This window comes from Microbacterium sp. M1A1_1b, assembly GCF_053345565.1.
Map to the genome: position 1 here is coordinate 570,034 of NZ_JBKFAJ010000001.1, position 12,749 is coordinate 582,782.

General features: G+C 71.5%; 8 protein-coding genes. 5 read left to right on the forward strand and 3 right to left on the reverse strand.

The features are described from left to right. Window positions 1-162: 162 nt before the first annotated feature. The 3 genes from ACLBWP_RS02760 to ACLBWP_RS02770 form a co-directional block, all read right to left on the reverse strand. Complete coding sequence (locus tag ACLBWP_RS02760; protein WP_447653939.1) at window positions 163-3,255, reverse strand: alpha-mannosidase; 3,093 nt, start codon at window positions 3,253-3,255, stop codon at window positions 163-165. A 67-nt stretch (window positions 3,256-3,322) separates the two neighbouring features. Further along, on the reverse strand, window positions 3,323-4,663 hold the full coding sequence (locus ACLBWP_RS02765; protein WP_243563929.1) for a 6-phospho-beta-glucosidase: 1,341 nt from the start codon (window positions 4,661-4,663) through the stop codon (window positions 3,323-3,325). Beyond that, window positions 4,660-5,415: a DeoR/GlpR family DNA-binding transcription regulator gene (locus ACLBWP_RS02770; RefSeq protein WP_447653940.1), complete on the reverse strand. Its 756-nt coding sequence runs from the start codon at window positions 5,413-5,415 to the stop codon at window positions 4,660-4,662. The genes ACLBWP_RS02765 and ACLBWP_RS02770 overlap by 4 nt, the downstream gene beginning before the upstream one ends. A gap of 116 nt (window positions 5,416-5,531) precedes the next feature. On the opposite strand from ACLBWP_RS02770, the gene ACLBWP_RS02775 reads away from it, so the two are divergent. From ACLBWP_RS02775 to ACLBWP_RS02795, 5 genes are all read left to right on the forward strand, one after another. After that, window positions 5,532-6,566 carry a carbohydrate kinase family protein gene (locus tag ACLBWP_RS02775; protein WP_447653941.1) on the forward strand — a complete coding sequence of 345 codons (1,035 nt, stop codon included), beginning with the start codon at window positions 5,532-5,534 and terminating at the stop codon, window positions 6,564-6,566. Between the two features lie 78 nt (window positions 6,567-6,644). Further along, on the forward strand, window positions 6,645-7,913 hold the full coding sequence (locus ACLBWP_RS02780; protein ID WP_447653942.1) for an ABC transporter substrate-binding protein: 1,269 nt from the start codon (window positions 6,645-6,647) through the stop codon (window positions 7,911-7,913). Continuing rightward, window positions 7,910-8,866 (forward strand): carbohydrate ABC transporter permease, encoded by a 957-nt coding sequence (locus ACLBWP_RS02785; RefSeq protein WP_243563932.1) that lies wholly within the window; start codon window positions 7,910-7,912, stop codon window positions 8,864-8,866. Before ACLBWP_RS02780 ends, ACLBWP_RS02785 begins: the two co-directional genes overlap by 4 nt. After that, complete coding sequence (locus tag ACLBWP_RS02790) at window positions 8,863-9,756, forward strand: carbohydrate ABC transporter permease (protein WP_243563933.1); 894 nt, start codon at window positions 8,863-8,865, stop codon at window positions 9,754-9,756. Before ACLBWP_RS02785 ends, ACLBWP_RS02790 begins: the two co-directional genes overlap by 4 nt. After that, window positions 9,753-12,746 carry a glycoside hydrolase family 2 TIM barrel-domain containing protein gene (locus ACLBWP_RS02795; protein ID WP_447653943.1) on the forward strand — a complete coding sequence of 998 codons (2,994 nt, stop codon included), beginning with the start codon at window positions 9,753-9,755 and terminating at the stop codon, window positions 12,744-12,746. Before ACLBWP_RS02790 ends, ACLBWP_RS02795 begins: the two co-directional genes overlap by 4 nt. Window positions 12,747-12,749 lie beyond the last annotated feature (3 nt).

Genomic DNA, 12,749 nt, shown 5'->3' on the forward strand with positions numbered 1-12,749 from the left:
GGCGATGGCGTGCCCCCGCGCACCGTGCGAGGTTCGCCGTCCGTGCGAGGTTGGTCGCTCGGTGCGAGGGTGTTTCCCCGCACCGAGCGACCAACCGAGCACCGCGTCGGAACGCCGCACGGTGCTCCCGCGCACCGCGCCGGAACGCCGCACCGTGCTCCGTCAGGCGCGGGGACGCACCCGCAGCGTGACCACCTGGAACGGCCGGAGCCCGAGCGACACCGGGCCGCCCGTCCACGCGAAGTGCCGCGCCGTCAGGGCCGGGTCGGACAGCGGGCGCTCGCGCAGGTCGACCTGTTCGACCGACACCGCGTCGAGTCGCAGGTCGACCTCGGTGTCGGTCCGCGCACCGAGCGCTTCGTACAGCCGGACGACGATGTCGCCCGACCGGTCGTCGGCGAGCTTCACCGACTCCACGCGCACCCCGGGTGACGAGGACACGACCGGCACGTGCAGGTCCTCGGCGGCCGCTGCCCCCGGGAACGCCCGCAGCGGCAGGTTCTGGTCGTACCCGCTCGCGACCGTCGCGGCGATGTCGGCGCCCGGGTGGACCGCGTACGCGAACGTGTGGTGACCCAGGTCCTGCTGGGGGTCGGGCGACTGCGCACCGCGGACCAGGCTCAGGCGGACCTCGGTCTCGACCTCGCCCAGGTCACCGACGCGACGGGTGATGTCGTGCCCGTACGTGCCGGCGTTCGTCACACCGATGCCGTAGCCCGGTTCCTCGACGTGCACCCACCGGTGCGCCATCACCTCGAAGCGGGCGTCGTCCCACGAGGTGTTCGTGTGGGTCGGGCGGCGCAGGTGGCCGAACTGGATCTCGGCGCTGTGGTGCTGCGCGTGCACGACGAACGGCAACGAGGCCTTGAGCAGCTTCTCGCGTTCCTGCCACTCGAGGTCGACGCCGAGGTGCACGCGCACGTCGTCGGCGTGCACGGCGACGGTCTGCACGAGCTCGGACGAGCCGAACGTCCGGTGCACGCGGACGACGGCGCGCAGGTCGCCGTCGGTGTCCAGCTCGATGCGGTCCGTGGCGCGGAGTTCGACCACCGAGCGGCGGTAGTGCGCGTCGATGTCCCACGCGTCCCACGCGTTCGGCAGGTCCTCGTGCAGGTGGAGCAGGTTGGCGGATCGCCCCTCGGGGACGAGCTCGCGGTCGGCAGCCAGGTCGCGGATCGAGTCGAGCAGCCCCTCGGTGTCGACGTGCACGCGCACCAGCCCGTTGTCGAGCACGATGCCGTCGTCCTCCTGCACGACCGTGACGGGGTGCGCCGGGGTCACCGCGCGCACCGGGACGACCGCATGCCCGGGGACCTCGACGACCCCGACGGCCCGTCCGTCGGGGTCGACGAGGAGCTCGCGGCGCGCGTGGTCGGCGGGGTTCGCGACCGCGCCGGCGTCGTCGCCCGTGGCGCCGAGTGCGGCCAGGGCGTCGAGGGCGAGCTGCTCGATCTCGGCGTGGTTGCGGCGGTAGGTCTCCTCGTTCTCCTCGTGCACCCACTGGATCGAGGACCCGGGCAGGATGTCGTGGAACTGCTGGAGCAACGTCGCCTGCCACAGTCGGTCGAACGTGTCGTACGGGTAGTCGGCACCACGCAGTGCGGCCGCGGTCCACCACAGCTCGGCCTCGCGCAACAGGTGCTCGGCGCGGCGGTTGCCCCGCTTCTCGCGGGCGTGCGACGTGAACGTGCCGCGGTGCAGCTCGAGGTACAGCTCGCCGACCCAGACCGGGGCGTCCGGGTACTCCTGGCGGGCTCGGGCGAAGAAGTCGTCCGGGTGCTCCACCTCGACGCGCGGCGAGCCCTCGAGGGACTCCACCCGGCGCTGACGCTCCATCATCTCGCGGATGGGACCGCCGCCGCCGTCGCCGTACCCGAACGGCACCAGGGACGTGGTCGCACCGCCCTTCTCGCGGAACTGCCGCACGGCGTGGTGCAGCTCTTCGCCCTCGAGCGTCGCGTTGTACGTGTCGATCGGCGGGAAGTGGGTGAAGATCCGCGAGCCGTCGATGCCCTCCCACCAGAAGGTGTGGTGCGGGAAGGTGTTCGTCTGGTTCCAGGACAGCTTCTGCGTCAGGAACCAGTCGAGTCCGGCGAGCCTGGCGATCTGCGGGAACGCCGCCGTGTAGCCGAACGAGTCGGGCAGCCAGATACCGTGGGTCTCGACGTCGAGCTCGTCCGCGAAGAACCGCAAGCCCTGCGTGACCTGCCGGACCATGGCCTCGCCGCCGGGCAGGTTGCCGTCCGGCTCGATCCACTGCGACCCGACGACGATCCACTGACCACGGGCGATGGCGTCCTTGATGCCGGCGAACACCGACGGGTACCGCTCCTTGACCCACGCGTACTGCTGGGCGCTCGACGCCGCGAACTTCAGGTCCGGGTACTGCTCGGCCAGGGCGAGCACGTTCGAGAACGTCCGGCCGGTCTTGCGCTTGGTCTCACGGATCGGCCAGAGCCAGGCGCTGTCGATGTGCGCGTGCCCGATGCCGCTCAGGCGGTGGGCGGAGCGGTTGGCCGGGCTGGCGAGGGCACCGGCGAGCTCGGCGCGGGCCGCGGCTGCGGTGCCGACGATGTCGTCGAGCGCCAGCACGTCCATCGCGCGCTCCAGGTCGCGCAGCACCTCGTGTCGGCGCGGGTCGGTGTCGGGCAGCTCCCGCACCATCTGGAACAGCACCTCGACGTCGAACCGGAGCGCCCAGACCTCGGGCTCGAACACGGCGAGCTCTGCGGTGCGGAACGTGTAGATCGGTGTCTCGGGCGCGGTCTTCTTCGAACCGTACTTCGTCGGCACGAACTCGTTGACCAGGATGTCCGGGTTGGCCGCGGCCTCGAGGAAGTAGTGCACCTGCTCACCGCCCACGGCCTGGTCCGCGATGCGCAGGTAGTGGTTGCGCGGGTGGATGCCCTTGACCGGCGTGCCGTCCGGGGTGTGCAGCAGCCCCTCGGCCTGGTTGCCGGGCCAGTCGCCCTGGAACCCCGGGTCGACGAGCAGCTCGACGGTCCGGCCGGCCCACTCGGGCGGCACGGTGCCGGTGACCTCGAACCACCATGTCGACCATGCACGGCCCCACGGCTCACCGACCGCGAAGGGGCGGTACTCGGCGGCCAGGGCCTCGGCCGCGGGCACCGGCTCGTCGGGCACCTGCCAAGCGCGCAGTGCGACGGGCGTGCGGGCCTGGTGGACGGCGGGGACGATCCGTTCGTTCAGGACGCGCTCGATGCGCTCCTCGACGAGCTTCTGGTTCTGGTGCATGGCGGGCTTTCTTCGACGGGGCGGGACGCGCCTCCAGGACGGGATCAGGGCGTCCTGGAGGCGCGGGTCAGGACAGGTACGACAGGTGCGGGAACGACGAGGTCGCGTCGTCGAGCAGCGCCCGGGCGATCCGGACCGAGTCGACGAGCGGGTGGTGTGCGAGCGCCCGCAGCGCGGCCGCACGGGAGCCGTGCAGCGCCGCCTCGATCGTCTGGCGCTCGACGTACTTCACCGCGGTGACGGTGCCGAGCCCGAAGTCGGGCACGCGGGCCCCGGCGATCGGGTGCGCCCCGGACGCGTCGACGGTGCACGGGACCTCGACCACGGCATCGTCGTCGAGCCCGGCGAGCGTGCCCCGGTTCGGCACGTTGAGGATGAGCCGGGCGGGCTGGTCGTACGCGATGCCGCGCATGAGCGAGAGCGCGACGTCCTCGTAGCCACCGGAGGTCATGTCCTCGAGGTCGCGCTCCCCCATGCCGACCGAGTCGCGGTTCGTCGCCATGTAGGTCGACTCACGGTCGTGGCGGCACTCCTGCCAGGTGTGGAACGGCTGCGCGCTGTGCGCGGCGTCCGCCCAGAAGCGGTCCTGCTGCTCGACCAGGTAGCGCGCGCGGGTGTGCGGCGCGTACTGGTCGGCCTGCAGCACGTCGCGGCGGTAGGCGTAGTAGTGCAGGTACTCGTTCGGCAGCGCCCCGAGCGCCTGCACCCACTCCGCGCCGAACAGCCGGCCCTCTTCGAAGGACTCGATGCGCGCGGGCTCGGCGAGGACCTCGGGCAGCCGGTCGACCCCGTCGACGCGCAGCGCGGTCAGCCAGCCCAGGTGGTTCAGCCCCGCGTACTCCAGCTCGACGTCGGGCCCGTGCTGGATGCCGAGCGTGCCGAGCGCCCGACGTGCCAGGCCGATCGGCGAGTCGCAGATGCCGATCACGCGGTCGCCCAGCACGGTCGACATCGCCTCGGTGACCACACCGGCGGGGTTGGTGAAGTTGATGACCCAGGCGTCCGGCGCCAGACGGCGGATCGTCCGCGCCAGCTCCATCACGATGGGCAGCGTGCGGAGCGCGTAGGAGATCCCGCCGAACCCGACGGTCTCCTGCCCGATGACGCCGTGCGACTGTCCGATGCGCTCGTCGGTGGCACGGCCCTCCATGCCCGCGACGCGGATCGCGGAGAACACGAAGTCGGCACCGGGCAGCGCGGCTTCGACGTCGGTGTGCACGGAGACGGTCGGGGCGTCGGTCACCCCGGTGGCCTGGTCGGCGAGGATGCGCGCCATGGTGCGCAGCCGGTCTGCGTCGACGTCGACCAGGGCGACCTCGGTGACCCGCCCGGGGGCGTGGTCGCGGAGCAGGGCGGAGTACACCAGCGGTGTGCGGAACCCACCACCGCCGATCATGACGAGCTTCACGGGACCAGGACCTCCACGCCGTGCGCGGCGAACGCGGCGGCGACCGGGACCGGCGGTTCGGCGTCGGTGACGACCCGCACGATCGACGACGGCAGGTCGATGCGCGCTGCCCCGGTGCCCGGGAACTTGCTGCTGTCGGCGAGGACGGTGACCTCGTCGCACGCGGTGGCGATCGCCTGCTTGATGGGAACCTGGGCGATCGTGGTGTCGCGCAGGTCGCCGCTCGCCGAGATCCCGCTGACACCCAGGAAGGCGTGGTCGGCACGGATGAGTCGGAGCGAGTCGGTGGTCAGGGGGCCCGAGACGCAGTGGTACACGGGGTCGTAGTCACCCGGCAGCAGCACCAGGTGCACGGCGGCGTCGTCCTTGAGCGCCTCGAACACCGCCATGTTGGCCGTGATGACCGTCACGGGGCGTCCGCGCAGCAGCAGCGCGAGCTGCAGGACCGTCGTGCCGATGTCGAGCACCACGGTGTGACCGTCCTCGATCAGGTCGGCGGCGGCTCGGGCGATGCGGACCTTCTCGTCGCGGTGCACGGTCTCGACCTCGGGGAACGGGGCGTCGCCCTCGTGTCCGTCCGCCAGCACGGCACCGCCCCGGGTGCGCCGCAGCAGGCCGGCGTCATCGAGGCGCTGCAGGTCGCGGCGGATCGTCGCGACGCTGGACCCGGTCGCCTCGGCCAGGTCGGTCACCGAGGCGGCACGGGCTGCGCGCAGCCGATCGAGGATGGCGAGATCGCGGATGTCCTTCATGTGCCTCAGCTTAGCGATCAAATTCGCTCAAGTTGCAACCATCTTCAACCAAAAAGATGCGCGATGCGGATCGATCTGTGTTACAACTTCCTCAGCGCCGACCGATGGAGACCGCGATGCACGACCGAATGCACCCCCGCACCGATGCCGACGTGCTCGATGCCGACGTGCTCCGTGCCGACGTTCTCGTAGCCGGCCTGCTGTTCTTCGACGCGGTGTTCGCGGACCTGCACGGCGCACCCGTCCTGGGCGAGGAGCACTGGACGCCGCACTTCGCCTGGACCCCGGGCGGGATCGCCAACTTCGCGATCGCCGCCGCCCGCCTGGGTGCGAGCACCGACGCCTGCGCGGCCGTCGGGGACGACGCCCTGAGCGACCTGTGCCGCGCGTCGCTGGCGGCCGAGGGCATCGGCACCGGGCTCCTGCGCACGATGCCGGGCTGGACCGTCCCCGTCAGCGCGTGCCTGGGGTACGGCGGCGACCGCGCGATCGTCACCGGCGGCACGGCGTCTCCCGTCCCCCTCGGCGACCTGCTCCCCGCCCAGGGCGGGCGCGTCGCGGCACTCCACGTCGACGCGACGACCGCCGACTGGGTCCGCACCAGCAGCGACCGCGGCTTGCGCGTGTTCGCCGACGTCGGCTGGGACGCCACCGGCACCTGGGACCCCGCACTCCTCGACGCGATCGACGGCGCGTACGCGTTCACGCCGAACGACCGTGAGGCGATGGCCTACACCCGCACCGACGACCCGGTCCGCGCCGCACGGGCACTGGCCGAGCGCGTGCCGCTCAGCGTCGTCACCCGGGGCGCCGAGGGCGTCGTGGCCGTCGACTCGGCCACCGGCGACGAGGTCGTGGCCGCGCCCGTCCGGGTCCGCGCCGTCGACGCGACCGGCGCGGGTGACGTGTTCTGCGCGGCACTCGCCGTGGCGTCGCTCACCGACCTGCCGCTGCGGGAGCGCGTCGACTTCGCCGCGCTCGTCGCGGCGATCACCGTCTCCCGGCCCGGAGGCGCCTCCACCGCCCCCCGGGCCGGTGACCTCGCCCCGTGGCTGGCTGCCAACCCGGCCGCCGCGGATCCGGACCGGTTCGGGTTCCTGGCCACGAGCCTCCCGTCCCTGGCCGCGCCCGTCGCGGACCGGACCCCCTGACCCACCACCTGCTCCACTCCCCGCACCACCGCCCAGCACCACTCCCGAGCCCCACTTCCCGAACCCAGGAGACACCCCATGCGCACCTCCACGACGCGTCGCCGCACCGCCGCGGTCCTCGCCACCGCGGTCGCCGCGGCCATCGTCCTCACCGGCTGCTCCGCCGGCTCGTCGGCCTCGTCCGGCAAGCTCACCACCTGGCTGTGGCCGGGCGCCGTCGGCGACTCCGTGGTCTCGAGCACCAAGAAGGAGTTCAGCTCCGACAAGCTGCAGGTCAGCGTCATCGGTGGTGACTTCAAGCAGAAGCTCGTCACGACCTTCACGGGCAAGAGCAACATCCCGTCGATCACCGGCGTCAAGGGCGAGGACATGCCCTACTTCCTGCAGCAGTCGAGCCTGTTCACCGACCTGAAGGACCTGGTGCCGGCGTCGTACCTCGCGCAGTTCCCGAAGTGGAAGCTCGCCGAGGCCACCACCGCCGACGGCAAGCTCATCGGGCTGCCCACGGACATCGGCCCCTCGGCGCTGTTCTACCGGCAGGACGTCCTGGCGAAGGCGGGGCTGCCCTCCGAGCCCGCAGCCGTCGCGGACGCCACCAGCACCTGGGACAAGTACTTCGCCTTCGGCAAGCAGCTCAAGGAGAAGACGGGCGCGTCGCTCGAGGTGTCGATGAGCGACGTCTTCAGCTGGTCGATGGCGCAGGCCGACTCCGGCTTCGTGAACAAGTCGGGGAAGTTCACCGGCGACAGCGACACGGTCAAGCAGGCCTGGGACCGCGCGGTCACCGCCGAGAAGGACGGCATCGTCGCCGGCATCGAGGACGGCAGCCCGGACTGGGCCTCCGCCGTCAACAAGGGCACGCTGCCGACCGTGCTCGGCGCCGCCTGGCACGCCGGTGACATCAAGAGCGCCGCGCCGGACACCTCGGGCAAGTGGCGTGTGACGGAGACGCCGGGCGGCCCCGGCAACGTCGGTGGGTCGTTCCTGACGATCCCCTCGGCCACGTCGGACAAGAAGGCCGCGGTCAAGGTCATCGAGGCGCTCATCGCCCCGTCGGCGCAGGCGACGACCTACAGCCAGGTCGGCAACTTCCCGTCCTCGTCCAAGGCGCTCGACGAGTCGGCGCTGACCAAGGGCGACACGTTCTTCGGCGGCCAGGACACTGCCTCGGTGTTCAAGAAGTCGATCGAGTCGATGCCGACGAAGTACACCAGCCCCTACGACGCCCAGGTCTCGGCACCGTTCTTCACCCAGCTGACGAACATCCAGTCCCAGGGCAAGGACCCGGACCAGGCCTGGAACGACGCCGTCAAGGCCGCGAAGTCGGCGCTGGAGTCCGCCAAGTGACGACGTCCGTCGCACCGTCGCTGGCGGGGCCGGGTCCGAGCACCCGGCCCCGCCGGCGGGGCATCCGCCGCACCTGGCCGATGTACCTCGCCGTCGCACCGTTCTTCATCCTGTTCCTGGTCTTCGGGCTGTACCCGACGATGTACTCGCTCGTGCTGTCGTTCCAGGACTGGAACGGCCTGGGCGACCCGACCTGGGTGGGCCTGTCGAACTTCCAGAAGCTCTTCGCCGACCCGACGTTCTACCTGTCGATCCGCAACACCTTCGTCATCTTCGCGCTGTCGACGTTCCCGATGCTCGTCATCGCGATCGTGGTCGCGGCGATGCTCAACAGCGCCGTCCGCTACAGCACGGCGCTCCGCATCGCCTACTTCATCCCGAACATCACGTCGGTCGTCGCCATGGCGGTGCTGTTCGGCTCGATCTTCGGGCAGAACTTCGGCCTGGCGAACACCCTGCTGCACGCCGTCGGCCTGCCCGCGGTGCCGTGGCTCAGCACGCCGTTCGGCATCCAGGTCACCGTGTCCCTGCTCATCACCTACCAGTGGACGGGCTACAACGCGATCATCTTCCTGGCCGGCATGCAGTCCATCGGCGGCGAGGTGTACGAGGCCGCCAAGATCGACGGCGCCGGCCCCTTCCGCAGCTTCTTCTCGATCACCCTGCCGCTGCTGCGCCCCACGGTCATCTTCGTGCTGGTCGTCAGCACGATCACGGGCCTGCAGAGCTTCACCGAGGCCCAGGTCCTGACGACGACCGCCGGGTCGACGAACAGCGGTGGAGCCGGGCAGGGCGGCCTGACCATGGTCCTGTACTTCTACCAGCAGGCCTTCGGCTTCAACCGCTTCGGGTACGGCGCCGCGATCGCGTGGGGCGTGTTCCTGATCGTCGTCGTGTTCACGATCATCAGCTGGCGCTTCACCGCCGGCCGCAAGGAAGAGGCACAGTCGTGAGCGTCCTGACCCAGCGTCCCGCGGCGACGCAGACCGAACCGCGTTCGCCCCTGACACGCCGCCGCCACCGCCGGCCGTCCACGTCCCGCGTGGTGCTCTACACGCTGCTCACGCTGGGTGCCGTGGTGTCGATCTTCCCGCTGTACTGGCTGTTCGTGATGGCGAGCAACACCACGAGCGACATCTACAAGTCGCCGCCGGTGTTCGTCCCCGGCCCCTGGCTGTTCCAGAACATCGGCGAGGTCTTCGACAAGATCGACTTCGGCGGCGCGCTGCTCAACACCGTGATCGTGTCGGTGAGCGTCACCGCGCTCGTGCTGTTCTTCGACTCGCTCGCCGCGTTCACGTTCGCCAAGTTCGACTTCCCGCTGCGCAAGACCCTGTTCACCGTGGTGCTCGTCACGTTCATGCTGCCGATGCAGCTGTCCGTGATCCCGCAGTTCATCACCATGACGAACCTGGGTTGGGTCGGGCACCTGCAGGCGCTCATCGTGCCGGCCGCAGCGAACGCGTTCGGCATCTTCTGGCTGCGGCAGTACATCCTGTCGAGCGTGCCGGACGAGCTGATGGACGCCGCGGTGATCGACGGCGCCGGGTTCTTCCGGCAGTGGTGGACCGTGTGCCTGCCGCTCATCCGTCCGGGCCTGGGGTTCCTCGGGATCTTCACGTTCATCGGCTCGTGGAACGACTACCTGTGGCCGCTCATCGTGCTGAACGACCCGAACCACCTGACGCTGCAGGTCGCGATGGCGCAGCTCAACACCACGTTCGCGAACAACTACAGCATGGTGATGGCCGGCGCGCTGCTGTCCGTCCTGCCGCTGCTGGTCGTGTTCCTGATCGGTGCCCGTCAGTTCATCGGGGACATCGCCAAGGGCGCCATCAAGTGAGCGCACCGCACGCCGTCCGGCCCCTCGGGACCACGACGCCCGGCTCGGACTCGCGCCTGCCACCGCGCGCACGGGTCCGGTCGGACGCCCGGGCGATCTCGCTCGACGGCGTGTGGCGGTTCCGGCTCACCGACCACGCGCCGAGCGACGAGGTCGACGGCGTGCCGCCCTTCGCCGCCCCGCCGTTCGCCGCGCCGTTGTTCGCCGCACAGGCACCCGACGGTGACGACTGGCACGACCTGGTCGTCCCGTCCCACTGGCCCCTGCACGGTCACGGGTCGCCCTGGTACACGAACATCCGCTACCCGTTCCCGGTGGACCCACCGCACGTCCCCGACCGCAACCCGACCGGCGACCACGTCCGCACGGTCGAACTCCCCGCGGACTGGCCCCCCACGGGCCGCACCGTCCTGCGGCTCGACGGCGCCGAGTCCCTGGCCCGCGTGTGGGTCAACGGCACACCGGTGGGCTGGTCAACCGGCAGCCGGCTGGCCGTCGAGTACGACGTCACCGACGTGCTGCGCGCGGGCACCAACACGGTCGCGCTCCGCGTGCACCAGTGGTCACCGGGCAGCTACCTCGAGGACCAGGACCAGTGGTGGCTCCCCGGCGTGTTCCGCTCGGTGACGCTCGAACACCGCCCCACCGACGGGATCGACGACGTGTTCGTCACCGCCGACCGCGACCCCGTCACGGGGCTCGGCAGCCTGCGCGTCGAGACGGTCACGACCGCCACGGCGGTCACCGTCCGCCTGGCCGAGACCGGACTGGAGGCCCGGGTCGACCCCGCAGCGCCCGTCACCCTGGACGTCGGTCCCGTGGACGCCTGGTCCGCCGAACAGCCCCGGTTGTACGACCTCGTCGTGGCGACCGACCACGAACAGGTCCGCCTGCGCGTCGGGTTCCGCCGCGTCGAGGTCGTCGGGGACCGGCTGCTGGCCAACGGCGCGCCGCTGGTGTTCCACGGGGTGAACCGGCACGAGACCCATCCCGACCTGGGGCGCGTCTTCGACGAGGACGTCGTGCGCGCCGACCTCGCGCTCATGAAGCGCCACAACGTGCAGGCGATCCGCACGGCGCACCAGCCGCCGCACCCGCGGTTCCTCGAGCTCGCCGACGAACTGGGCTTCTGGGTCGTGCTGGAGTGCGACCTCGAGACGCACGGCTTCTGGGAGGTCGACTGGGTCGGCAACCCCTCGGACGACCCCGCGTGGCGTGACGCGTACCTGGACCGGGTCCGACGCACCGTCGAGCGCGACAAGAACCACGCCTCGGTCGTGATGTGGTCGCTCGGCAACGAGTCCGGCACCGGTCGGAACCTGGCGGCGATGGCGGACTGGATCCGACAGCGCGACCCCTCGCGGCCCATCCACTACGAGGGCGACGTCGACGGGGCGTACACGGACGTGTACTCGCGGATGTACCCGACGCTCGAGGAGATCGACTCGGTGTGCGGCACGGTCACGATGGCGGTGCACGAGACCGCCGGACCCGCAGCCGGCGCCCGGCAGCGCGCGAAGCCGTTCGTGCTGTGCGAGTACGGCCACGCGATGGGCAACGGCCCGGGCATGCTCGCCGAGTACCAGGAGCGCTTCGAGCGGTGGCCGTCGCTGCACGGTGGCTTCGTGTGGGAGTGGCGGGACCACGGGCTCCGCACCCACACGGCCGACGGCACCGCGTACTTCGGGTACGGCGGCGACTTCGGCGAGCCGGTGCACGACGGCGTCTTCGTGATGGACGGCCTGGTGCTGTCGGACGGCACGCCCACCCCCGCGCTCGCCGACCTGGCGGCGCTCTGGGCACCCGTCCGCTTCGTCCGGACCGGCTCGTCGCTGGCCGTGCGGAACCTGCGCGCGCACGCCGACACGGCGGACCTGGCCGTGTCGTGGGAGCTGCGCGTCGATGGACGCACCGTCGACCACGGGACGCTGGACGTGCCTCCCGTCCGACCAGGGTCCGAGGTGACGGTCGCCCTGCCGAGCGAGGCAGTCGCTCCGCGGCGCGGGCAGCGTGCGCACCTGACGTTCCGGGCGGACCTGCGAGCCGACACCGCATGGGCCACGGCAGGGCACACCGTCGCGAGCACCCAGGTCGCCGTGGACGTGGTGCGGTCGGACGCCGTGCGACCGGCCCGGACCACGCTGCCGGCAACGGCGGTGTTCGCGGACGACGGCAGCCTGCGGTCGTGGCGCGGCACCGAGGTCGCCGAGCTCCACGCGGAACTCTGGCGCGCCCCGACCGAGAACGACCGGGCCGCCGGCCAGGGGTCGTACGAGACGGTGCTGCCGGAGCTGACGTCCGGTCGTGGTGACGAGTCGGTCCCGCCGTCTGCCGACCGGTGGCGGGAGCGTGGGCTGGACCGACTGACCCACCGGGTGCTGTCCGTCGCGTCCGGAGCCGAGAGCCTGGTGCAACGGGTCCGGTCGATGCCCGCGGGGTCGTCGCTCGGCGTCGAGTCCACCTTCCACTGGGCCGGCGCGGACGACGGCCTGCGGCTGCGGTGGACCGCGGTGCCGATCGGTCCGTGGGACTGCACCTGGCCCCGCATCGGCCTGCACCTGGAGCTGCCCGGCGACCTGACCGCGAACGCCGCGTGGTGGGGCACCGGACCGAACGAGTCGTACGCCGACGCCCGCAACGGCGTGCAGGTCGGGCGGTACAGCGCACCGGTGGACGACCTGGGCGTCCGGTACGCGCGACCGCAGGAGACCGGACACCGGCCGGGGCTGCACGAGCTGGTCCTCGGGCCGCTCGCCGTCACCGCGGCCGAGGGGCACGGCGCCACCCTGCCCGGGTTCCAGGTCGCACGCCATAGTGCGCAGCAGTGGAGCGCGGTCGACCACGCGCACGAGCTGCCCGCGTCCGACCGCCTGCACCTGTACCTGGACGCCGCGCAGCACGGGCTCGGGTCACGGGCGTGCGGGCCGGACGTGCTCCCCCGGTACGCCCTCTGGCCACGGCAGGTGACGCTCGATCTCACCTTCCGCTGACCG

What these genes read in the sequence shown, in the direction of transcription:
- ACLBWP_RS02760 (WP_447653939.1), bottom strand. Translation starts at nt 3,255, where the DNA reads ATGCACCAGAACCAGAAGCTCGTCGAGGAGCGCATCGAGCGCGTCCTG.
- ACLBWP_RS02770 (WP_447653940.1), bottom strand. Translation starts at nt 5,415, where the DNA reads ATGAAGGACATCCGCGATCTCGCCATCCTCGATCGGCTGCGCGCAGCC.
- ACLBWP_RS02775 (WP_447653941.1), top strand. Translation starts at nt 5,532, where the DNA reads ATGCACGACCGAATGCACCCCCGCACCGATGCCGACGTGCTCGATGCC.
- ACLBWP_RS02780 (WP_447653942.1), top strand. Translation starts at nt 6,645, where the DNA reads ATGCGCACCTCCACGACGCGTCGCCGCACCGCCGCGGTCCTCGCCACC.